The sequence below is a fragment of the Streptomyces sp. Y2F8-2 genome (assembly GCF_014905555.1).
GTDB classification, from domain to species: domain Bacteria; phylum Actinomycetota; class Actinomycetes; order Streptomycetales; family Streptomycetaceae; genus Streptomyces; species Streptomyces cynarae.
This window is the reverse complement of record NZ_BNGS01000010.1, coordinates 131,965-153,691: the sequence shown is the minus strand read 5'-3', so window position 1 is coordinate 153,691 and position 21,727 is coordinate 131,965. Positions and strand designations below refer to the sequence as shown.

Annotated in this window: 25 protein-coding genes; 13 read left to right on the top strand and 12 right to left on the bottom strand. The window is 71.0% G+C overall.

Features of this window, described 5'->3' with window-relative positions:
- Position 1: 1 nt before the first annotated feature.
- Positions 2–1,081, bottom strand: a complete 1,080-nt coding sequence (locus SY2F82_RS29940) for an aspartate-semialdehyde dehydrogenase (RefSeq protein WP_200422293.1) — start codon at positions 1,079–1,081, stop codon at positions 2–4.
- A complete protein-coding gene (locus SY2F82_RS29935) occupies positions 1,078–2,370 on the bottom strand; it encodes an aspartate kinase (RefSeq protein WP_200422292.1) in 1,293 nt (430 codons plus the stop codon). The genes SY2F82_RS29940 and SY2F82_RS29935 overlap by 4 nt, the downstream gene beginning before the upstream one ends.
- Before the next feature lie 338 nt (positions 2,371–2,708).
- Between SY2F82_RS29935 and SY2F82_RS29930 the strand changes: the two genes are divergently transcribed.
- On the top strand, positions 2,709–3,443 hold the full coding sequence (locus SY2F82_RS29930; RefSeq protein WP_268980411.1) for a sulfite exporter TauE/SafE family protein: 735 nt from the start codon (positions 2,709–2,711) through the stop codon (positions 3,441–3,443).
- A gap of 25 nt (positions 3,444–3,468) precedes the next feature.
- Here SY2F82_RS29930 and SY2F82_RS29925 read toward each other — a convergent pair whose 3' ends face one another.
- The 3 genes from SY2F82_RS29925 to SY2F82_RS29915 form a co-directional block, all read right to left on the bottom strand.
- Positions 3,469–4,128 carry a DUF5063 domain-containing protein gene (locus SY2F82_RS29925; protein ID WP_200422291.1) on the bottom strand — a complete coding sequence of 220 codons (660 nt, stop codon included), beginning with the start codon at positions 4,126–4,128 and terminating at the stop codon, positions 3,469–3,471.
- Positions 4,121–4,720 (bottom strand): recombination mediator RecR, encoded by a 600-nt coding sequence (gene recR, locus SY2F82_RS29920; protein ID WP_103837909.1) that lies wholly within the window; start codon positions 4,718–4,720, stop codon positions 4,121–4,123. Before recR ends, SY2F82_RS29925 begins: the two co-directional genes overlap by 8 nt.
- Before the next feature lie 151 nt (positions 4,721–4,871).
- Entirely contained in the window at positions 4,872–5,210 is a 339-nt protein-coding gene (locus tag SY2F82_RS29915) for a YbaB/EbfC family nucleoid-associated protein (RefSeq protein WP_103837908.1), read from the bottom strand.
- Positions 5,211–5,598: 388 nt separating this feature from the next.
- Between SY2F82_RS29915 and SY2F82_RS29910 the strand changes: the two genes are divergently transcribed.
- On the top strand, positions 5,599–6,363 hold the full coding sequence (locus SY2F82_RS29910) for an SLATT domain-containing protein (protein ID WP_200422290.1): 765 nt from the start codon (positions 5,599–5,601) through the stop codon (positions 6,361–6,363).
- A 46-nt stretch (positions 6,364–6,409) separates the two neighbouring features.
- Here SY2F82_RS29910 and SY2F82_RS29905 read toward each other — a convergent pair whose 3' ends face one another.
- Positions 6,410–8,311, bottom strand: a complete 1,902-nt coding sequence (locus SY2F82_RS29905; protein WP_200422289.1) for a serine/threonine-protein kinase — start codon at positions 8,309–8,311, stop codon at positions 6,410–6,412.
- Between the two features lie 199 nt (positions 8,312–8,510).
- Between SY2F82_RS29905 and SY2F82_RS29900 the strand changes: the two genes are divergently transcribed.
- From SY2F82_RS29900 to SY2F82_RS29885, 4 genes are all read left to right on the top strand, one after another.
- A complete protein-coding gene (locus tag SY2F82_RS29900) occupies positions 8,511–9,866 on the top strand; it encodes an aspartate aminotransferase family protein (protein WP_200422288.1) in 1,356 nt (451 codons plus the stop codon).
- A gap of 106 nt (positions 9,867–9,972) precedes the next feature.
- Positions 9,973–10,677 carry a GntR family transcriptional regulator gene (locus tag SY2F82_RS29895; protein WP_200422287.1) on the top strand — a complete coding sequence of 235 codons (705 nt, stop codon included), beginning with the start codon at positions 9,973–9,975 and terminating at the stop codon, positions 10,675–10,677.
- Between the two features lie 32 nt (positions 10,678–10,709).
- A complete protein-coding gene (locus SY2F82_RS29890; protein WP_200422447.1) occupies positions 10,710–13,139 on the top strand; it encodes a dolichyl-phosphate beta-glucosyltransferase in 2,430 nt (809 codons plus the stop codon).
- Between the two features lie 67 nt (positions 13,140–13,206).
- On the top strand, positions 13,207–13,857 hold the full coding sequence (locus tag SY2F82_RS29885) for a hypothetical protein (protein WP_200422286.1): 651 nt from the start codon (positions 13,207–13,209) through the stop codon (positions 13,855–13,857).
- Between the two features lie 44 nt (positions 13,858–13,901).
- On the opposite strand, the gene SY2F82_RS29880 is transcribed toward SY2F82_RS29885, so the two are convergent.
- The 4 genes from SY2F82_RS29880 to SY2F82_RS29865 form a co-directional block, all read right to left on the bottom strand.
- Positions 13,902–14,351 carry a hypothetical protein gene (locus SY2F82_RS29880; RefSeq protein WP_200422285.1) on the bottom strand — a complete coding sequence of 150 codons (450 nt, stop codon included), beginning with the start codon at positions 14,349–14,351 and terminating at the stop codon, positions 13,902–13,904.
- Complete coding sequence (locus SY2F82_RS29875; protein ID WP_236041874.1) at positions 14,348–14,614, bottom strand: hypothetical protein; 267 nt, start codon at positions 14,612–14,614, stop codon at positions 14,348–14,350. The genes SY2F82_RS29880 and SY2F82_RS29875 overlap by 4 nt, the downstream gene beginning before the upstream one ends.
- Positions 14,615–14,730: 116 nt before the next feature.
- Entirely contained in the window at positions 14,731–15,540 is an 810-nt protein-coding gene (locus SY2F82_RS29870) for a hypothetical protein (protein ID WP_200422283.1), read from the bottom strand.
- A 157-nt stretch (positions 15,541–15,697) separates the two neighbouring features.
- Complete coding sequence (locus SY2F82_RS29865; RefSeq protein WP_200422282.1) at positions 15,698–16,093, bottom strand: hypothetical protein; 396 nt, start codon at positions 16,091–16,093, stop codon at positions 15,698–15,700.
- Positions 16,094–16,209: 116 nt separating this feature from the next.
- Between SY2F82_RS29865 and SY2F82_RS29860 the strand changes: the two genes are divergently transcribed.
- From SY2F82_RS29860 to SY2F82_RS29830, 7 genes are all read left to right on the top strand, one after another.
- Positions 16,210–17,058 carry a helix-turn-helix transcriptional regulator gene (locus SY2F82_RS29860; protein ID WP_374707217.1) on the top strand — a complete coding sequence of 283 codons (849 nt, stop codon included), beginning with the start codon at positions 16,210–16,212 and terminating at the stop codon, positions 17,056–17,058.
- Positions 17,055–17,237: a DUF397 domain-containing protein gene (locus SY2F82_RS29855; protein ID WP_200422281.1), complete on the top strand. Its 183-nt coding sequence runs from the start codon at positions 17,055–17,057 to the stop codon at positions 17,235–17,237. The genes SY2F82_RS29860 and SY2F82_RS29855 overlap by 4 nt, the downstream gene beginning before the upstream one ends.
- Before the next feature lie 68 nt (positions 17,238–17,305).
- On the top strand, positions 17,306–17,665 hold the full coding sequence (locus SY2F82_RS29850) for a hypothetical protein (protein WP_200422280.1): 360 nt from the start codon (positions 17,306–17,308) through the stop codon (positions 17,663–17,665).
- Positions 17,666–17,672: 7 nt separating this feature from the next.
- The gene (locus SY2F82_RS29845) at positions 17,673–18,197 is read left to right on the top strand and encodes a hypothetical protein (protein ID WP_200422279.1); all 525 of its coding nucleotides are present in this window, start codon (positions 17,673–17,675) and stop codon (positions 18,195–18,197) included.
- A complete protein-coding gene (locus SY2F82_RS29840; RefSeq protein ID WP_200422278.1) occupies positions 18,194–18,568 on the top strand; it encodes a peptidase inhibitor family I36 protein in 375 nt (124 codons plus the stop codon). Before SY2F82_RS29845 ends, SY2F82_RS29840 begins: the two co-directional genes overlap by 4 nt.
- Before the next feature lie 351 nt (positions 18,569–18,919).
- Positions 18,920–19,159: a DUF6400 family protein gene (locus SY2F82_RS29835; protein ID WP_200422277.1), complete on the top strand. Its 240-nt coding sequence runs from the start codon at positions 18,920–18,922 to the stop codon at positions 19,157–19,159.
- On the top strand, positions 19,146–19,337 hold the full coding sequence (locus SY2F82_RS29830) for a hypothetical protein (RefSeq protein ID WP_200422276.1): 192 nt from the start codon (positions 19,146–19,148) through the stop codon (positions 19,335–19,337). Before SY2F82_RS29835 ends, SY2F82_RS29830 begins: the two co-directional genes overlap by 14 nt.
- 10 nt (positions 19,338–19,347) lie before the next feature.
- Here SY2F82_RS29830 and SY2F82_RS29825 read toward each other — a convergent pair whose 3' ends face one another.
- A complete protein-coding gene (locus SY2F82_RS29825) occupies positions 19,348–19,779 on the bottom strand; it encodes an ester cyclase (RefSeq protein WP_200422275.1) in 432 nt (143 codons plus the stop codon).
- A 29-nt stretch (positions 19,780–19,808) separates the two neighbouring features.
- Positions 19,809–21,617, bottom strand: a complete 1,809-nt coding sequence (locus SY2F82_RS29820; protein WP_200422274.1) for a bifunctional UDP-sugar hydrolase/5'-nucleotidase — start codon at positions 21,615–21,617, stop codon at positions 19,809–19,811.
- Positions 21,618–21,727 lie beyond the last annotated feature (110 nt).

The window sequence follows — 21,727 nt, the reverse complement described above, 5'->3', positions numbered from 1 at the left end:
TCTACGCCGTGGCGCCCAGTTCGCCCGCCACCAGCTCGGCGATCTGCGCGGTGTTCAGGGCGGCGCCCTTGCGCAAGTTGTCGCCGCAGACGAAGAGTTCGAGCGCCGTCGGGTCGTCCAGGGCCCGCCGGACCCGGCCGACCCACGTGGGGTCGGTGCCCACCACGTCCGCGGGCGTGGGGAATTCGCCCGCCTCCGGGTTGTCGAACAGGACGACACCGGGCGCTGTGGCGAGGATCTCGCGCGCCCGGTCCACCGTGACCTCGCCCTCGAAACAGGCGTGGACGGTCAGCGAGTGCGTGGTGACCACCGGCACACGGACACAGGTGACGGCCACGCGCAGCTGGGGCAGCCCCAGGATCTTGCGGGACTCGTCACGGACCTTCATCTCCTCCGAGGACCACCCGTCCTCGCGCGGCGACCCGGCCCACGGCACGACGTTGAGCGCGACGGGCTCCGGGAAGGGACCGGTGTTGTCGCCCACCACGCGCCGTACGTCACCGGGCTTGGTCCCCAGCTCCGTGCCCGCGACCAGCGACAGCTGCTGCCGCAGCGTGTCGATGCCCGCGCGGCCCGCGCCGCTCACGGCCTGGTACGAGGAGACGACCAGCTCGCGCAGCCCGAACTCGGCGTGCAGGGCGCCGAGGGCCACGATCATCGACAGCGTCGTGCAGTTGGGGTTGGCGATGATGCCGCGCGGCCGCACCCGGGCGGCGTGCGGGTTGACCTCCGGCACGACCAGCGGGACATCGGGGTCCATGCGGAACGCGCCCGAGTTGTCCACCACGATCGTGCCCAGCGCGGCGGCGATGGGCGCCCAGTGCGCCGCGACCTCGTCCGGTACGTCGAACATCGCGACGTCGACGCCGACGAACGCCTCTTCCGAGATCGCCATGACCTCGACCTCCTCGCCGCGCACGGCCAGCTTGCGGCCGGCCGAGCGCGGCGAGGCGAGCAGACGGATCTCGCCCCAGATGTCCGCGTGCTGGGACAGGATCTGGAGCATGACCGAACCGACGGCCCCGGTCGCACCCACGACCGCGAGCGTCGGCTTCGTCCCCTCATGGGGGAGCCCGGTCATCGCCCGGTGCCTCCGTAGACGACCGCCTCGTCGCTCTCGGAGTCCAGACCGAACGCGGTGTGCACCGCGCGGACCGCCTCGGGCACGTCGTCCTTGCGCGTGACGACCGAGATACGGATCTCGGAGGTCGAGATCAGCTCGATGTTCACGCCCGCGTCGGACAGCGCGGTGAAGAAGTCGGCCGTGACGCCCGGGTTCGTCTTCATCCCGGCGCCGACGAGGGAGATCTTGCCGATCTGGTCGTCGTAGCGCAGCGAGTCGAAGCCGATCGCGGTCTTGGCCTTCTCCAGGGCGTCGATCGCCTTGCGCCCCTCGCTCTTCGGCAGAGTGAAGGAGATGTCCGTGAGCCCCGTCGACGCGGCCGACACGTTCTGCACGACCATGTCGATGTTGATCTCGGCGTCGGCGATGGCGCGGAAGATCGAGGCGGCCTCGCCCGGCTTGTCCGGCACGCCGACGACCGTGATCTTGGCCTCGGAGGTGTCGTGCGCGACACCGGAGATGATGGCCTGCTCCACCTTCGTTTCCCCTTGCTGCTGTGTCTTGTGAAGGACTGGCTCGCTGCTGACCCACGTGCCCTGCAGCCCGCTGAAGGAGGAGCGGACGTGGATCGGGATGTTGTAGCGGCGGGCGTACTCCACACAGCGGTGGAGCAGCACCTTGGACCCGGACGAGGCCAGCTCCAGCATGTCCTCGAAGGAGATCCAGTCGATCTTCCGGGCCTTCTTCACCACGCGCGGGTCGGCGGTGAACACGCCGTCGACGTCGGTGTAGATCTCGCACACCTCGGCGTCGAGGGCGGCCGCGAGGGCCACCGCCGTGGTGTCCGAGCCACCACGGCCCAGCGTGGTGATGTCCTTCTTGTCCTGGCTGACGCCCTGGAAGCCGGCGACGATGCAAATGTTGCCCTCGTCCAGCGCGGTCCGGATGCGGCCGGGCGTCACGTCGATGATCCGGGCTTTGTTGTGGACCGAGTCGGTGATGACACCTGCCTGGCTGCCGGTGAACGACTGGGCCTCGTGCCCCAGGTTTTTGATCGCCATGGCCAGCAGTGCCATGGAGATCCGCTCTCCGGCGGTCAGCAGCATGTCGAGCTCGCGCCCGGCAGGGATCGGGGAAACCTGCTCGGCGAGATCGATCAGCTCGTCCGTCGTGTCGCCCATCGCGGAAACCACGACAACCACCTGGTTGCCGTTCTTCTTCGCTTCCACGATCCGCTTGGCGACGCGCTTGATGCCTTCGGCATCGGCTACGGAGGAGCCTCCGTACTTCTGCACGACAAGGCCCACGTGCGCTCCTCGCTCAGTCCGTCTCTTTCCGCGCCTGCGAGACGCAGGTGCGGTCGGCTCAGTCTATCGAGCGACCCAATTTCCCTTCCGGGGTACCGCATGGTGAGATGTCCCGCTCACGCGCGGATCATCCCGGTTTTCTTCGGACGTACGACGGCCGTACGACGGTTTTTCACCACCGCTTTCCGTCGGCACCCGAGGCCGCTCAGCACGGCATCTGCCCCACGGCCGGGACGGTACGCGAAACGTGCCGCGAGTCACAGCCCGAAGGTGCGCATCACCTTTCAAGGATGAGCGCCATGGACGCGTGACGCCCTTGGGCGCGAGGATGCCGACCCGTGACGCAGGGGTGGGCGGGAGACGTGCTGCTTGCGGCGATCGTGCTGTTCGGCGGGTGTGTGCAGTGGCTGACCGGGATGGGGTTCGCTCTCGTCGCCGTGCCCGCGCTCGTGCTGCTGCTCGGCCCCGCCGAGGGCGTCGTGCTCGCCAACTGTGCCGCGGGGGCCATCAGTGTCGTCGGGATCGCCGAGGGGTGGCGCAGGGTGCGGGCCCCGGTGATGGTGCCGTTGTGCGTCGCCGCCGTGATCACCGTGCCCGCCGGGACGTGGGTGGCCCGGCAGCTGCCGGAACCCCTGCTGCTGGCGTCCATGGGGGCGCTCGTCACCGTGGCGGTGACGCTGGTCATGCGGGGTCTGCGGGTGCCTGCCCTGCGCGGCGGCCGGGGGGCCGTCGTCGCCGGAGGCCTGGGCGGGTTCATGAACTCGGCCGCCGGGGTCGGCGGGCCGCCCGTCTCCCTGTACGCCCTGAACGCCGAGTGGAGCGTGCGGGAGTTCGTGCCGAACGCGCAGTTCTACGGCGTCGTCGTGAACGCGGTGTCCGTGGCGTCCAACGGACCGCCCCGGCTCACCGCGCCCGTCTGGGCCCTCGCCGCCCTGGCCCTGGCGGCAGGAGCCCTGATCGGCAGGGCGCTCGCCGGACGCGTGCCCGAGCGGCGCGCCCGGGCCCTCGTCCTGCTGCTCGCGCTGGCCGGAGGTCTGAGCACCCTCGGAAAAGGGGTCGGCGGGCTGGTGTGAGCGCCCGGCCCGTGTCCCCGCGGGCCTACTTCACCGACCGCAGCCCCAGCGGGTCCGCGATCTCCTCGGCCATGACCCGGCCGGCCTCCTCCGCGAGTATCTCGTCGCCGAGGTCCTGGTCGGTGTCGAGGCCGTCCAGTTCCTCAAGGGGCTGGTTCAGGCGGACGTGTGCGACCACGGACTGCAGGGCGCGGAGCGTGGCGGAGGCGGTGGCGCCCCAGTTGGAGAAGTACGAGAACTGCCACCACCACAGGGCCTCCGTGGTGCGGCCCGCCCGGTAGTGGACCATGCCGTGGCGCAGGTCCGTGATGACGTCCGCCAGGTCGTCGGAGATACGCGCCGGGACCGGGGCCTTGCGCGGCTCGTACGGGTCGAAGACCTCGGAGTAGACGTCGACCGGGTCCAGCATGGCGGCGAGCCGTTCACGCAGCTCGTCCACGTCCGGTTCCGGGCCCGGGTCCGGCTCGTAGCGCTCGTCGGGGACGATGTCCTCGTGCGCGCCGAGGCGGCCTCCGGCCAGGAGCAGCTGGGAGACCTCCAGCAGGAGGAACGGGACCGCCGAGTCCGGCTCGTCGCCCTTCGCGACCTCCGTGACGGCGACCAGGAAGCTCTCGATCTGGTCCGCGATCTGGACGGCGAAGTCGTCCGGGTCCTGCGTCGTCGCGTGCAGCGTGGCGTCAGACATCTAGGAGTCGTCTCCCCTCGAAGGCGCGGCCGAGGGTGACCTCGTCCGCGTATTCCAGGTCGCCACCCACCGGGAGGCCGCTGGCCAGGCGGGTGACCTTCAGGCCCATGGGTTTGATCATCCTGGCGAGGTACGTGGCCGTGGCCTCGCCCTCCAGGTTCGGGTCCGTGGCCAGGATCAGCTCGGTGACCGTGCCGTCGGCCAGTCGTGCAAGCAGTTCGCGGATGCGCAGGTCGTCCGGGCCCACGCCCTCGATGGGGCTGATCGCGCCGCCGAGCACGTGGTAGCGGCCCCGGAACTCGCGGGTCCGCTCGATCGCGACGACGTCCTTCGGCTCCTCCACCACGCAGATGACGGACGGGTCGCGGCGGGCGTCGCGGCAGATGCCGCACAGCTCCTCCTGCGCGACGTTGCCACAGGTCGCGCAGAAGCGGACCTTCGCCTTCACCTCGAGCAGCGCCTGGGCGAGGCGGCGCACGTCCGTCGGCTCGGCCTGCAGGATGTGGAAGGCGATCCGCTGCGCGCTCTTGGGACCGACGCCGGGCAGCCGCCCCAGCTCGTCGATGAGGTCCTGGACCACGCCTTCGTACAACGGACTGCCTTTCCTGAAGAGCTTCGGTACGGCTTCGGTACGTACGGTAGCCGGGCTCGGTTTCTTCGTACGTACGGTAGTTGGCGCTCGCCTTTCGCAGAAGGGACGGTCCGGTGGACACCCTTCCCCGGGCGACGACCGCCCGGTGGGCTCAGAACGGCAGGCCTGGGATGCCGCCGCCGAGACCCTGGGCCAGCGGGCCGAGCTTCTGCTGCTGGAGCGCCTGCGCGTTCTCGTTGGCCGCCTGGACGGCCGCGACGATCAGGTCGGCGAGGGTCTCGGTGTCCTCCGGGTCCACCGCCTTGGGGTCGATGACCAGGGCGCGCAGCTCGCCGGCACCGGTGACCGTCGCCTTCACCAGGCCGCCGCCCGCCTGACCGTCGACCTCGGTCCTCGCCAGCTCCTCCTGCGCGTTGGCGAGGTCCTGCTGCATCTTCTGCGCCTGCTGGAGCAACTGCTGCATGTTCGGCTGCCCACCACCGGGAATCACGATCAGCTCCTGCCTCGTACGGTTCGGCTTCGGATGTGCGTATGCGAGTACGGATGTCAGGGCGGGGTTTTGCCGCCTCGGCACGAGCCTACGTGGTCACCGGGGTGCGCGCTGGGGTAGCCCGTCCGGACTCGGTTCCCACCCATGGCGGCACTCTTTCGAGTGAGTTTGCCGAGCGTCGTATACCCGACCAAGGCCCCCTTCCGGGCGGAAAAGCCGCGAAACCAGGTTGCCCGCCACCCGCCCGGCGGTAGGAAGGGTGCGGCGCTTCAGCACCATGCGTCACGAGCACACTGCGGGGGTGCACGAAGTGAGCAGCGCACGTACCGCGGAACGTGCAGGGGATTGTGCATCGCGGAACGTCATAGCCGTAGGTAGGGAGTGCCGGGTGAGTCAGCCGGAGATGCAGCCCGAGGGTCCGCTCCAGGACGGGCGGGGCGACGGAGCGGCGGGGCTGCGGCCGGGCGACCCGGGCGACCCCGGTGCCCCCGGCGACCTCATGGGCCGGCCGTTCCCGCACGGCGACTGGGGGGAGCCCGCGCAGCGGCTCGACGAGCTGTACCGGTGGGTGGAGCGGCGGGCGCTGGAGACGGCGGCCTGGTACCTCGCGAACCGGGTGTGGAAACGGCGGGGGGCGCAGGTGCTGCGCGCGGGCGCGGCGGTGGGCGCCGTGTGCGGGGCCGGGCTGCCGCTGCTGGATCTGACCGGGGTGGCGGACGGGGTGGCGCCGTGGGCGTATCTGTCGCTGCTGGTGGGGGTGGCGTGTGTGGCCGGGGACCGGTACTTCGGGGTGACGTCCGGATGGATGCGGGACGTGGCGACGGCACAGGCGATCGGGCGGCGACTGCAGGCGCTGCAGTTCGACTGGGCCTCGGAGAGCGTGCGGGAAGTGCTGGGGCCGACGGAGGGGACCGCGGCGGAGGCGGCGGAGCGCTGCCTTTCGGTGCTGCGGCGGTTCTCCGAGGACGTGACGGAGCTGGTGCGGGCGGAGACGGCGGACTGGATGGCGGAGTTCCGCACGGGGTCCGCACCGCTGGCGATGCAGTCGTCGGGCGCGGCGGCGCCCCGTCCCGAGGGCACCCTGCCGGGGCGGTTCCCCCCGCCGGGCGCACGGCCCAACATGCCCCGGCAGCGGCCGCCGGAGGCCAGGTGACCACCGTGACCACCGTGACCGGGTGACCGGGTGACCGGGCCTGTGCCTACCCCGTTTTCGTGTAGGTCAGGGCCTCGCCGGTGGTCGTGTTCACGCGCTTGAGACGGCCGTCCGGGAGCAGCGTCAGCTCTGACGCGCCGCCCGGGGTGCACGACGACGCCGGCCGGCCGCCGCTGACCGTGGACGGGCCGATCCTCAGCGGGCCGTTCGCGGCGGGCTTCTCGGCCAGCTCGGCCCGGAAGACGCAGTGGTACGTGTCGCCGTCGGCGGTCAGCGACAGCACCGTGTCGCCCACCCCGCCCTGCCGGATGACCAGGCGCCGGGTGTTGTGCCCGGTGGCGTTGTCGATCGCGGCGGTCCAGGTGCCGAGGTAGGCGTCGGGGACGGCACCCGGAGAACCGGTGCCGGCCGAGACCGACGCGGACGCCGAGACCGACGCCGAGGCCGACGGGGACGGCTGCCCGGGCGTGCTCGGGCCGGGGGTCGTGGGCGCGGCGGAGGTCCGCGACGGGGTGCCGCCGCCGGTGGTGCCGGTCCCGTCCCCGCGCAGCACCGCGTACACCGAACCGCCCGCACCGAGGGCGACGACCAGGGCGACCAGGATCAGCAGGGCGGTGAAACGTCCGCTGCGCCGCGCAGGCGCCGGGTCACCGTACGCGGACGGACCGTACGGCGGCGTGCCCCAGCCTCCGGGGGCGGGCGGCCGGGGGTGCTGCGGCGGCGGCCCGAAGACGCCGGGCGGTGGCGGTACCGCGCCGTAGGGGGCGCCCGAGGCGGGGCGCGGCCCCGGGATCGTGGGAGCCGGCAGGGGTGCCGGAGCCGTGGGCGCATCCGCGGTCCCGGAAGCCCCCGCTCCCGCCCGCTCCGGACCCCCGGGCCCCTGCGGGCCCTCCGGACCCCCCGGCCTCTGCGGACCCTCCGGCCCCCCGGGCCGATGCGGACCCTCCGGACCCCCAGGCCTCTCGGGACCCTCAAGCCCTTCCCGTTCCTCCGGATCCTCCGGATCCTCCGTGTCCAGCAACCGCACCGCATGGCGCCCCAGCTGGGCGACCAGGGCGCCCGGCAGCCACGGGTCGCGGCTGCGGCCCTCGCTGAGGGTGTCGTCGGCGCCCGTGCGTTCCAGGATCTGCGCCGGGGTCGGCCGCGCGGCCGGGTCCTTGCGCAGGCAGTCCCCCACCAGGTCCGCCAGCCCCTGAGGCAGGCCCTCCAGGTCCGGGTCCTCCTGCGCGATGCGGAACATCAGGGCGTGCACCCCGCTGTTCGCGCCCCCGAAGGGAAGGGTGCCCATGGCGGCATACGCGAGTACGGAGCCCAGGCAGAAGACGTCGCACGCGGGTGTGACGCGGTCGCCCCGCACCTGCTCGGGCGCCATGAACCCGGGCGACCCCACGAGCGCCCCGGTGCGCGTGTACCCGGCGCCCGTGAGGGTCTCCAGCGCGCGGGCGATGCCGAAGTCGATGACCCGGGGGCCGTCGATGGTCACAAGGACGTTGGACGGTTTCAGGTCGCGGTGGATCAGCCCGGCGGCGTGGATGTCCTGCAGGGCGTGGGCGAGCCCGGCGGCCAGCACGCGCACGGACCGCTCCGGCAGCGCACCGTGGTCCTGCGAGACGACGGTCTGGAGGGTCGGCCCGGCGACGTACCCGGTGGCGACCCAGGGGATGTCGGCCTCGGTGTCGGCGTCCAGGACGGGCGCGGTCCAGTACCCGCCGACCCGCCTCGCGGCCTGCACCTCCTGCCGGAACCGGGCCCGGAACTCCTCCTGCTCGGCCAGCTCCCGCCGCACGAGTTTCACCGCGACCGTACGGCCCCGGTCGGAGCGGGCCAGATACACGCTGCCCATTCCGCCGGCCCCCAGCCGCGCCAGCAGCCGATAGCCCCCCACGCTCCCCCGGAGCTTGAAGCCCGGGGGGACCCCCAGTGGATCCCCGGCCCCCAGCCGTTCCATCGCCGCCTCACCTACCCCCCTGTGCGTGCGACAGCCAGAGAATAGTGCCGCCCCGGAGGGAGTCGGCGGCAGCGACGTGCACGGTTCCGTAACGGGCCGCGTCGAGGCTCCCTGCACCCGACAACCTGTCGCGGAATACCCCTGAGCGCAGACATCCCGCCCATGTCCCGCCCGACTCCGCCGCTCCTAGCCTCGCCGCATGATCCCTCAGACCGACCCCCAGGCCGGCGCCGCCGTCAAGGCCGCGGACCGTGCGCACGTCTTCCACTCGTGGTCAGCGCAGGAGCTCATCGACCCGCTCGCCGTCGCCGGTGCGGAGGGGTCGTACTTCTGGGACTACGACGGAAACCGCTACCTCGACTTCACCAGCGGGCTCGTCTTCACCAACATCGGCTACCAGCACCCCAAGGTCGTCGCCGCGATCCAGGAGCAGGCCGCGACGCTGGCCACGTTCGCGCCCGCCTTCGCCGTCGAGGCCCGTTCCGAGGCCGCCCGGCTGATCGCCCGGCACACCCCCGGCGACCTGAACAAGATCTTCTTCACCAACGGCGGCGCCGACGCGGTCGAACACGCGGTGCGCATGGCGCGCCTGCACACCGGCCGGCCCAAGGTGCTGTCCGCGTACCGCTCCTACCACGGCGGCACCCAGCAGGCCGTGAACATCACCGGCGACCCTCGCCGCTGGGCCTCCGACAGCGGTGCGGCGGGGGTGGTGCACTTCTGGGCGCCGTTCCTGTACCGCTCGCGGTTCTACGCCGAGACCGAGCAGCAGGAGTGCGAGCGGGCCCTGGAGCACCTGGAGACGACGATCGCGTTCGAGGGCCCCGGCACAATCGCCGCGATCGTCCTGGAGACCATCCCCGGGACCGCCGGGATCATGGTCCCGCCCCGCGGCTACCTCGCGGGCGTGCGCGAACTGTGCGACAAGCACGGGATCGTCTTCGTCCTGGACGAGGTGATGGCCGGGTTCGGACGCACCGGCGCATGGTTCGCGGCCGATCTGTTCGACGTGGTCCCGGACCTGATGACCTTCGCCAAGGGTGTGAACTCCGGCTATGTGCCGCTCGGCGGTGTCGCCATCTCGCCGAGGATCGCCGAGACCTTCGGCAGGCGGCCCTACCCGGGCGGTCTGACCTACTCCGGTCACCCGCTGGCCTGCGCCGCGGCGGTCGCCACGCTCGAGGTGATGGCCGAGGAGGGCGTCGTCGCGAACGCCGCCGTAATGGGCGCGCAGGTCATCGAGCCGGGGCTGCGCGCGCTGGCCGAGCGGCACCCGTCGGTGGGCGAGGTGCGCGGCGTCGGCATGTTCTGGGCCCTGGAACTGGTCAGGAACCGTGAGACCCGGGAGCCGCTGGTGCCGTACAACGCCACGGGTGAGGCGAACGCCCCCATGGCCGCGTTCGCCGCCGCCGCCAAGGCGCACGGTCTGTGGCCCTTCATCAACATGAACCGCACCCATGTCGTCCCGCCCTGCACGATCACCGAGGCGGAGGCGAAGGAGGGCCTCGCGGCCCTGGACGCGGCGCTGTCCGTGGCCGACGAGTACACGGTCTGACCGGCTGCGCCGCAGATGGGGCGCTCATGGGTCCCCCCACCGCGTAAGGTGACGTGTCTCCGGCAGGAACACGCACCCGTACGCGGATGGGGGGACCCAGACAACGATGCCCGGCAACGGCGCCGTCACTCGTAGCACCCTGCGGCAGCAGATCGCGGACGCGCTCCGCGACGAGGTGCTGGCCGGCCGGTTGCAGCCGGGGCAGGAGTTCACGGTGAAGGAGATCGCCGAGCAGTACGGCGTCTCCGCGACCCCTGTCCGCGAGGCGCTGGTCGACCTGTCGGCGCAGGGTCTCCTGGACGCCGTCCAGCACCGGGGTTTCGAGGTCCGCGCCTACTCCCTGGACGACTACCGCGGCATGATCGAGGCCCGCAGCCTGGTCACCGACGGCATCTTCCACCGCCTCATCGAGGACGGCGCCGGCACGGGCCACCGCAGGTCCGCCGCGGACGATCCGCGCCGCACCGCCGCCCTCGCCGCGGTGCGCCGCCGCGGCGAGGAGGCCGAGCGCGCCGCCACCGCCGGTGACCTGAACGTCCTCATCGGCTACGACCTGCGCTTCTGGCGCGAGCTGAGCGCCCTGTACGGCAACCCCTACCTCGCCGACTTCCTGCACCGACTGCGCGTGCAGTCCTGGGTGTGCGCGGTGCAGCACCTGCGCCGGGTCACCGATCTGAAGGGCCGGCTGTGGGCCGGGCACACCGAACTCGTCGACGCCCTCGCCCGCCGCGACCCGGCCGCCGCGCACGCCGTGGTCGCCGCGTACAACGCGCACTCCCTCGCGCTGCTGGAGCGGCTGGCCGCTCGTTGAGCACGGCGCAGGCCGCGTACGTCTTGGAGGACATGCCGGCCATCTGCATCGACCTGTCCGTCGTCGTCCCCGCCTACAACGAGGAGGAGCGGCTCGGGCCCACGCTCGAGGCGATCACCGCGTATCTGCGCGACAACGAGGGCCGCTTGGGGTCGTGGGAGGTCGTCGTGGTCGACGACGGGTCCACCGACGGCACCCGGGACGTTGTCACCACCGCCGGCGCCGGCGAGGAACGGGTGCGGCTCGCCACCTGCGACCGCAACCGTGGCAAGGGCCACGCCCTGCGCCTGGGCGTCCTCGCCACCTCCGGCCGCCGCGTGCTGGTCACCGACGCCGACCTGGCCGCCCCGATCGAGGAACTGGAGGTCCTCGACAAGGCGCTGGCCGAGGGGTACGCGGCGGCGATCGGCTCCCGCGCGGTGCCGGGCGCGACCATCGAGCGCCCCCCGAGCCGTCCGCGCCGACTGCTCGGCCGCGCCGGGAACGTGCTGATACGCCGGACCGCCGTACCGGGCGTACGCGACACGCAGTGCGGTTTCAAGCTGTACGACGGCGACCGCGCCCGCGAGGCGTTCGCCGCCTCCCGGCTGAGTGGCTGGGGCATCGACGTGGAGATACTCCGGCACTTCCGGCGCTCCGATTGGCCGGTGACCGAGGTACCGGTGCGCTGGGCGCACCAGCCGGGCTCCAAGCTCCGCCCCCTCGACTACGTGCGCACGGCGGGCGAGCTGGCCCTCCTCGAGGCCCGTTCCGTCCGCCCGGCCGACGTCCTCGCGGTCGTCGTGTTCCTGCTGATGGCGGTGGGCCTGTACGGAGGCCGCTGGGTGGACCCGGACCACCGCTACCTCCCGGACTCGATGCAGGACCAGAACCAGTGGGAGTGGTTCTTCGCGGTGACGGCCGACAACGTGGCCCACCTGCGCAACCCCCTCTTCACCACCCTCCAGGGCTTCCCCGACGGGGTGAACCTCATGGCCAACACGGTCATGTTCGGCCTGACCGTCCCCCTCGCGCCGCTCACCCTGCTCCTCGGCCCCGCGGTCGCCCTCGCCCTGGTGATGACGCTCGGCCTGGCCGCCACGGCCGCCGCCTGGTACCGGCTGATCGTGCGGCGGGTGGTACGGCACCGGGGCGCGGCCTTCACCGGCGCCGCGCTCGCCGCGTTCGCGCCTCCGATGGTCAGCCACGCCGCCGCGCACCCCAACTTCGTCGTCCTGTTCATGATCCCGCTGATCATCGAGCGCGCGCTGCGGTTGTGCGCGGGCACGCGGGTGGTGCGGGACGGGGTGGTCCTCGGCCTGATGGCGACGTACCAGATCTTCCTCGGCGAGGAGCCGCTGCTGCTCGCGTCCCTCGGCCTGGCGCTGTTCGCGGGCGCGTACGCGGTGGTGCGCCGGGACGTGGCGAAGGCGGCCCGGCGCCCTCTGCTGAAGGGTCTCGCGATCGCCGCAGCGGTGTGCCTGCCGCTGGTGGCACTACCCCTGTACTGGCAGTTCTTCGGCCCGCAGAGCTACCGGAACGTCTTCCACGGCCGTTTCACCGGCAACAGCCCCCTGTCCCTGCTCGCCTTCGCCAAGGACTCGCTGGTCGCGGGCGACGAGGCCACCGCGAACGCCCTCGCCCTGAACACCACCGAGCAGAACGCCTTCTACGGCTGGCCGCTGGTGGCCCTCGCCTTCGCGATCGTCGTACGGCTCTGGGAGCACGCCCTGGTCAAGGCGCTGGGCTTCACCGCTCTCGCCGCCGCCCTCCTGTCCCTCGGCCCGCGCTTCCGGTTCCCCCTGTCGCACACCACGGCCCCCGGCCCCTGGGCGCTGTTCGCGCACCTGCCGCTGTTCGAGTCCGTCATCGAGGGCCGGGTCGCCATGATCTGCGCGCCCGCGCTCGGCCTGCTGCTGGCGGTGGCGATCGAGCGCCTGGCGCGCACGCCGCGCCCCGGCAACCAGTTCCTCGGCCTCACGGCGGTCGCGGCCGCGCTCGTCCCGATCGTCCCGGCCCCGCTGCCGGCGGTGGAACGCGCCCCCGTACCGGCCTTCATCACCGACGGCACGTGGAAGTCGTACGTCGGCGGGGACGAGACGCTGGTGACCGTCCCGCTGCCCGACTCGGGCAACGCGGAGGCGCTGCACTGGCAGACCGCGGCCCGCTTCGCGTTCAAGCTGCCCGGCGGGTACTTCAACGGCCCCTGGGGCAGCGAGCGCATCGGCATCTACGGCGCCAAGCCCCGCTTCACCGCCGCCATGCTGCGGGACATCAGCTTCACCGGCGTGAAGCCGACCGTCGGGGACAACTGGCGGGCGCAGGCCCGCGCCGACTTCGCGTACTGGAAGGCGGGGGTGCTGGTGCTGCCGCCGCAGGAGTACCAGGACCCGTTGCGTGAGACCGTGGACAAGCTGGTGGGGCGGCCCGGTAAGTGGGTGGGCGGGGTGTGGGTATGGGACCTGCACGGCTTGTACGGCTGAGCGCGACCGGCCGCCCGCACGCCCATTACGCTTCCTGCACCACACCGATAACCCGAGGAGCTTACTGTTGGCCTGTGACCTGTGGCTGGTCCCGCTCGTCGACGTGTTGTGCCACACCCCCGACAACCCGTTCGCCGAGGAACTCGCCCTCTACGACAAGGTGCTGGGCGAGGCCGGACTGCCACCGGTGCCGGTGTACCAGTACATGCCGGGCCTGACCGGCGAGGTGGCCCCGGTCGCGGGGTTCGACTACGACGCACTGCACTTCCTGCGCCGTGCCTATCTGCTCCAGGTGTGCGGCCTGGCCGTGACCCCGGTCGACGAGCTGGGCGGCGACTACGAGCAGCTCCTGGAGATGTTCGAGTCGACGGCCCAGCAGTCGCACCTGGTGTGGCACTACGACCACGCCGGGGCCTACGTCCCGGTGGACTTCCCGCAGCCCCTGTCGAACGACGAACTCCTGGCGGGCGGCGGCCCGTTGGGCTCGTCGCAGGCGCTGCTGCGGGAGCTGGAGTTCGTGGCCCCGTCGATCGGCATCGACCCGGCGAACCCCCCGGCCGCCCCGGACCCGCCGCTCGCCCCCACGGCCCTGGAGGAACCCGCGCTTCCGGCCCCGTACGACCCGAGCCCGTTCGCCCGCGAACGCCATGTGTGGCTGGGCCTGCACGCGGCGGCGACACGAAGCCTGGCGCAGGGGTCGATGATCGTCTTCAGCTGAGGCCGGGAGGGGCTCTCGAGCGGGTGCCCCTCACCGGCTCCTTGTCAGCTCTCTACGATCCGGATCGTACGGATGCCCGTCCCGCGGTACCGGGTGGGTGTCCTGGTCAGGACGGGACGGCCGCGCGGCCACTCCACCGTGGGCAGGGCGAGGTGCAGCACGTGCGCACCGCTCCAGTCCGGCTCCAGCTTGCCGTCGTCCTCTGCTTCTGCGGCGGCCGCTGTCCGCAGGCGCTTGCCCACGGCGGTTGCCGCAGCGAAGTCGAGCGCCTCGATGTTGACGGACGGCAGCGCGCCGAGGTGCTCGGCGACTCCCGCCCGCTCCCGCTCGGCGGCGGCCAGGCTGAGCGCCGGGATGTACACGCGCAGGGCGGGGTCCTTCTCGGCCTCGACGACGAGCCGGGAGGCCATGCTGTTCCCCGCGCCGAGCGCGAGGGCGGCAGTGTCGTCGAAGATGACGGCACGCGGCAGCGGGTACTGGTCCTGCTCCCTCACTGGACCTCCCCGATGCGCCCGGCCTGCAGGTCGGCCCACAGCTTCTCGCCGGCCTTCTCGTCGTCCTCGGTGTAGGGCCTGCCGAGGAAGTGCTCCTCGACGTACGCCTTGGTCTCCTCGTACCGCTTGCGCAGCTCTTCCTTGGTGGGCGTGGCCCCGGCCAGCTCCGCCACGAGGTCCCGCATGCTCATCCCGCGATCCCGGGCCAGCTCCTGGAGGCGGTCTCGGACAGCGGGGTCGACCTTGATCGTGGTGTCAGCCATGAGCAGAGTATACCGTCGGTATACCGCCTCAGGGCGTTCGAGTGTGACGGTCATCAGCACTCCCGTTTCTCTGGAAGGACCCGGCGGCACGGGCGTGCGGCCGGGAGTCTGTGCGTCTACGCGGGAGCGGCCTGGCCCCGCAGCAGGGCCCATGCCAGCGCGCCGCCTCGCCGGGCGGCCTCCCGGTAGGCGGACGCCCCGGGCGTGCGCGTCTCGACCTCGACGGTCGTGACCGGTCCGACCGTCGGCGGCGCCGGGCGCTTGCGGCGCAGGCGGTTCTCGATGAGGGCGCGCGGCGAGTACACGCGGGGCGGCAGCCCGTCCGTCAGGGCCGCCCGCACCTGGGCGTTGCTTGCCCCCGCGTCCCACCACTCCTCCACCAGTGGCGCGAGCCGCAGCGCGTCTTCCGCACCGAGCGTCAGCCGGGGGTGTGCGCGGCCGAGCGAGCCGAGCAGCTTGGCGGCGAGCGCGGTGCGCTCGCTCGGAGCGGCGGGCGGGGGCGGCGGCGGGGAGGGAGGTTCTTCTTCCCCGGTCTTTTCCCCCGGAGGGGGAGCGTCCGACGGCGCGTCGGCCGACTCGCCGGAGGCCGGGTTCTGGGATTCCTCCGATTCACCCGAGGGTGGCTCGTCCTCGTACGGAGTGTCGAACACCTCGTAGACCGTGAAGAGTTGGCCCGTCGCCCGGCTCTTGTGCACCACCCGCCGCAGATACCTGGATTCCTCCAGCTCATGCAGGGCGGCGGCGATCCGCGCCCGCCCCTCCTTGCGCTGCTCCGCGAGCGTGCGGATGGTGACGCGGGCGTCGTTCGGCAGGCTCAATAGGTACGTCAGTACGCCTACCGCGCACCAGGAGATGCTGCGGTCGCGGAGAAGAGCGTTGGAGAAGACGGAAAAGGCGCGCGTGGGCGTCGTACGATGGATGCGCATCAGGTGTTCTCTCGTATCTGGACCTGGTGTCGAGCCCCCGGGTGTTGGCGCACCGCGGGGGCGTTCTTTCGCTCGGCTTGTTGGCGCGACTCTATGGGCACGCAGAGCGACGGATGCAAGCCAGAACTGGCTTTTGTCAGGCGGCACTTGGCATATTTCACTCCGGGGAGTGAAGGGCGGTGCGCAGGAGCAGCGTGTGGACCAGGTCGCCGGATGCCGTCGGCCGGTAGCGCCAACTCAGGGGCCAGGTCAGGCCGTCGAGCGCTGGGATCGGGATGTACGAGATCCGGTTCGGGCCGGCGGTGAGGCGTGTGACTCCTTCGGGCCAGGAGCGGTGGGACGTGCTGCCGACCGGGACGAGGAAGTAGACGGCACGTCTTCCGTTGTCCTCCTCGATGACGGGTCCTGGGGCTCCGCCGGTCATGCGGGCGAGACGGTCGGCGAGGGCGCGGCCCCGGTCGCCGTCGATCCGGAGGGCGTCGAACCGGACGCCGGCTTTGCGGAGTTGGATGCCCGTGGAGGGGATCCAGTCCAGGTCACTTTGCGTATTCATGCGGCCAGTTTCGACAGGCGGGGCTAGCGTCTTCCATAACTCTGTGTCGACCAATAGCAACGGTCGGAAACCGGTACGAGCGACTTGCGACCGGTTGAGTTCGGTTGAGTTCGGGGGTGACCGCAATGGCGCGGGCTGTGAACAAGGTGGAGGCGAGCGGGACGGCACATCTGGTCGCCGCCCTGGCGAAGGCGCTGCGCGAGCAGCAGCAGCTGTCGCAGGAGGAGTTGGGGAGGAAGATCGGGTACACCGGGTCGGCGGTCAGTGCGATGGAGACGTGCGCGCAGCCCGCGAGCGACAAGATGCTCGTCAAGCTGGAGGAGGCGCTCGGCGGGGGATTGGGCGTCTTCGAGAAGGCACGCAAGTACGTGCTGCTCGACAAGTACCCGCCGCAGTTCAAGGACTTCGCTTTGATGGAGGCCGAGGCAGTGACGCTGTCGTCATACCAGACCTACGTGGTCGACGGCCTTTTCCAGACGGAGGGCTATGCCCGCGCCCTGATCGGCGGCGGCTATCCGAAGCTCGCCGATGACAAGGTGGAGGAACTGGTCGAAGCGCGCATGGCGCGCAAGGCGCTCTTCGATCGCGATCCCGTTGCCATGATCGAGCTGATCCTCGACGAGTCGGTGCTTCGGCGGCCGTTCGGCAGTTGGGAGGTGCTGTACGAGCAATTGCGCTCGCTAGCAGAGGCCGCGGAGCGGGACAATGTCAGCATCCAGGTGCTGCCGTTGGAACGGGGGCTGCGCGCCGGTCACGCAGGAGCCCGCGGTGACATGAAGCTGGTGGAGACGAGAGAGCACCACCACGTGGTCTACATGGAGATCGAGGATGAAAGCGTCCTCGTCGGTGATCCCACCAAGGTGGCCCAACTCTCGCACCGCTATGCGAAGATCCGCACACAGGCTTTGAGCCCGGACGACTCACTGAGCCTCATCCAGCGGCTGGCAGGAGAAGAGCAGCGATGAGCAGCGCACTGCGGTGGTTCAAGTCGAGCTACAGCAACGACAGTGGCGGGGACTGCGTCGAGGTCGCCCAAGACGTTGACGTCATACACATCCGCGACTCGAAGAACCCCACCGGCCCCACCCTCAGGGTGTCCTCCGGCGCGTGGGGCGCATTCCTCAAGGGCGCTCGCACCCCTTGATCCCCCGGAAGGGGTGAACCGGACAGACGTGTCGCATACGGGCGGGAGCCCCAGGGCATGCCCCGGCCATGCGTCACCTTGTCATCGCCTCTGCCCTCGTGGCGGCCCTCGGGCCGGCCGCCGCCCCGGCCGCGCACGCTGTCGCCGTGCCTCCCGGGCATGTGTACTTCTGGCCGGACCCGAACCAGATGGGACCCGGCGGCGCCTGGGACTACGCACCGCCCGGGTACCGGGAGGCGGACCCCCGGGTGAAGCGGCACGCGTACTCCTTCGACTCGCACGCCTCCGTGACCGTGTACGCGATCAGCTACCAGCCCGGCGGCTGCCTGTACCGCGCGATCTACCCGGACGACTACTCCAACAACTGGGAGTGGGCGACGAAGTTCGACGGGGTCAGTGACTCCACCATGGGGTGCCAGCCGGGCTGATCCGCAGATGCGTCCGCGTACGACGGCCGTTGCCGCGCTCCTCGTCCCGGGGCTGGTCCTCACCGCCTGTGCGACGAAGGCGACCGCACCGCCCCATCCCTCCCCCGACGACGTCATCAAGGCCGCCACCCAGCAACTCACCGACGACTGTCTCGCCCGCCAGGGCCTGGTCCCGCCCCGTCCGGGGCAGTCGGCGCCCTCGTCCGCCGAGCAACGCCGCGTCTCCGACGCCCTGTTCGGTTCGGGCGAGGCGGAACTGTCACTTCGACTCCCCACGGGCTACGTGGTCCGCGCCCATACCGACGGTTGCCTCGCGGCGGCTCAGCAGCGGCTCTACGGCGACCAGCGCCGCTGGTTTCGTACGTCGGTGGTCGTGAACAACCTTCGGCCCGAGGCCGAGCAGTCCCACCGTTCCCTGGCCGAGGTCCGTTCCCGGCATCGCGCCGAGATCGCCGAGTGGCAGCGGTTGCGTGCCCATGCCCTCGCCGAGGCCACATCTCTCCTCACCGCGAAAGGAAGACCCTCAGCATGAACAAGCGTCTGGCCGCCCTCCTCGCCGCCACCGCCCTGTCCGCCGGAGCCGTGCTCGCCACCTCCGCCTCCGCACAGGCGGTGCCCTGCGGCAGCGGCAACTTCTGCGTGTGGACGGAAACGAACTTCCAGGGCCTGAAGATCGAGCACAGCGGCGACGACCACTGGTGGGAGGGGGACATGGCCTGGCACGACTCCTCGTGGGCGAACCACGGCATCTCCGGCCCGGGCGTCAAGGACCACGTGAAGGTCTACTCCGCGCGTGAGCTGCTGGGCCACGTCACCATCTGTCTGGCCCCGGGGCAGGAGGTCGGCTACAACGCCGCCGCGAACGACCAGGGCGCCTCGCACACCTGGACGACCAGCTGCTGAACAGGGTGACGCCCGCCGCACCACCTTCTCCAGATCTGTCGCACTTTCCCCGCCAGGTACCACCCCGACCCCTGCCATGCTCCCGGACGTGAGCCGATCGCCCCCCTCCGTCCGGCAGCCCGGCACGGGCACGGTGTACCGGGCGACCCTGGACGCGCTGGCCGGGTACGGCCCCCGGCGGGTCGGCGTGACCCACGTCGCCCGCCTGGCCCGCTGCAACCGCTCCCCCTACCTCTACCGGAACTGGGCCGGCCCTCAGGTCCTGATCCGGGAGAGGACGACGGGCGGGCCCGGTGTGATTCAACCCACCTGTTCTTGCCATGGGGGAAATGCCCACCTACGTTCGACGGCATGTCCCCCCACGGCCCCGCATTCCACTTCGCCCTCGACCTCGGCGCGCACGAGATGCTCAGGCGTACCCACGTCATGGAGGCCCTTGGGCCCGACTGGGACCCCGCGGTGGCGCTGCGCGGCGAGGAGGAGGCGCGTGCGCTGCTGTACTCCGGTCTGGACGCGGAGCAGCAGCGCGTCTACGACGAGCTGGTGGCGGCCGGCGTGCTCCCCGCGGGACCCGGCGATGCTGCCGCTTGATCCGCAGGCCGACATCGGCCGACGCGCCTGGGGCGTGGACTGCCCGCACTGTGACGACCGGCGCGGGTGGCGCTACATGCTGTCCAACTCCGGCAGCCTGCTGCACCTGCAGTGCCCCGCGTGCCACCACGTCTGGAACCACGAGACCCACTTCGGCGCCACCCGTTCGACGCCCTGACGCGCCCGGCTCAGCTCTGCGGCAGAGGCCAGCCGAGCTGGGCGAACAGCCCCAGGCGGTCGCTCACCGCGCGGATCTCGGTGATCCGGCCCGCGCGCAGCGTGAAGATCCAGATCGCCTCGATCTCGAATGACCGCCCGGTCGGCTCGGGCATCCGCGGGTGAGCCCCGCTGTGGACGCCCCGCTGGGTGACGCGGGCCACCACCCGATCACCCTCGCCGATCAGCTCCTCCACCCGGGCGGTGAGCGGAGCCAGCGCCTCGGACTGCTGGCGCAGACCCTCGAACGCCGCCCCCGGCTCGTCCGCCTCACCATGGATGATCTTGTTGTGGTCCACGACGTCCGCCGCCATGTACTGCGGCAGATCTTCGAGCCGGCCCTCGCTGACCGCCTCGAAGAAGCCCTGGACCACCTTCTTGCCGTCGTCCACCACTGCGCTCACAACTCCCCCCGTCCTGAGGAACGCCCCGCTCAGAAGACCGGCGTTCCCGCCTGCGTCAGCTTCCAGTTGGTGACGGCGAAGTCGGTCGGGTCGAGGGTCTTCTTCGCGGTCACGTAGTCGATCATCAGCTGGCGGATCTCGTTTGTCGAGCTGTACGCGATCGGCGCCGAGGCGATGTGCGGGTAGCCCGAACCGCCGTTGGCCCGGTAGTTGTTGACGGCGACGACGAAGACCTGGTCGTCGGCGACCGGCGCGCCCTTGTAGGAGAGGTTCTTGATGCGCGAGCCCTCGGGCTGCGCGATGTCGATCTCGTAGTCGACCCCGGCGGCGGTGTCGTACATGTAGTCCCAGAAGTTGTTGGCGTTGGTGAGGGTCGCGGTGTCGACCTTCGTGCCGGACGGGACCTGGTGGTAGTACTTCGCCGCGTACTCCAGGTAGTCCTTGAGCTGGGCGCCGGTCAGCTTCTTGCCGTAGAGGGTGTTGTCGTAGATGTAGAGCCCGGCGATGTCCTTGATCGTCACACTCCCCGCCGGGATGTCCGCGGTCCGGCTGAAGGGCGCGGCGACCGAGATCAGCGGGAGTGCTGCGTCGGCGGAGGACAGCCCGGAGGCGACCGTCGCCATCTGCACCTGGTGGATGAAGTCCATGATGGGGACGTCCTTCCAGCAGGACTCCGCCGCCGACAGGTCCGCCGTGCAGGTGCCGACGGACGTGTTGACGTACTTCACCACCAGTTCGTGGTCGGCCTCCAGGAGCCGCTTGATCTCCGGGTCCTCGTCCACCGTGTTGGGGTTGAGGGTCCGGGCCGTCTTGCTCGTCACCTTCCACCGTCCGTGGTGGAGTTCGAGCTCGAAGTCGAAGACGCTCAGCCGGTAGCCCCAGCAGTACGGCTCGGAGAGGAGGACCTCCTCGCCGGTCTCCTCGTTCTTCACCGTGTAGGAGGGGACCTCGACGTGGGTGTGGCCGACCAGGATCGCGTCGATGCCCGGCACCTGCTCCGCGACCAGGTTCGACGCGTTCTCCACGTACGGGAGTTCGTCGCCGTACGAGGACGAGCCGTCCAGGCCCGAGTGGTCCGTCAGGAACACCACGTCACAGCCCAGCGCCCGCAGCCGCGGCACGTACTTCTTCGCCTGTTCGACGAGCCCCGGGAACACCATCTTCCCGCTGACGTTGTCCTTGTCCCACAGCGCGATCCCGGGGTTGGTGAGCCCGAGGATGCCGACCTTGATGTCGGGGGCGCCGGGGACCCGGACGCACTTCACGGTGTACGGACGGAAGGCGGGCCGCAGGGTCTTGGCGTCGAGGGCGTTGGCGCCGAGCAGCGGGAAGTGACACTGGCTCTCGAACTTCCGCAGGACGTCGATGCCGTAGTTGAACTCGTGGTTGCCGAGGGCGGCGGCGTCGTAGCGCATGTGGTTCATGGCGACGGCCATGGGGTGCTTGGGCGCGTCCTTGCCGGTGATCGGGTCGACGCGGGCGAAGTAGTAGGCGAGCGAGGTGCCCTGGATGATGTCGCCGGCGTCCACGAGCAGCACCCGGTCCTCGCCCTTCGCCTCGCGCTGCTGCTTGATGAGCGTGGCGACACGCGCGACACCGACGGAGTTGCCGGCCTTGTCGCTGTAGGCGGCGTCCTTGTAGTAGTCCCAGTCGAAGACGTGGCTGTGCAGATCGGTGGTGCCGAGGACGGAGAAGGACCAGGTGCGGGGCGTCTTCTCGGGCTGGTGGTCGGCAGCCTCCGCCGTACCGCTGCCGACCGCTCCCGCGACGGCGACCGCCGCCGAGGTGACGGCCGACTTCTGCATGAACTCGCGTCTGTTCATGGGGCTGACGGGCATACGAGGCTCCTGGTTCCTGGTCTGGAGAGCGGAGAAGAACGGCACTACCCGCGTAGATGGTTCCGGTCCCTACTACCGCGCGGAACCAGGAGCAGCCCATGGGCCGGTCA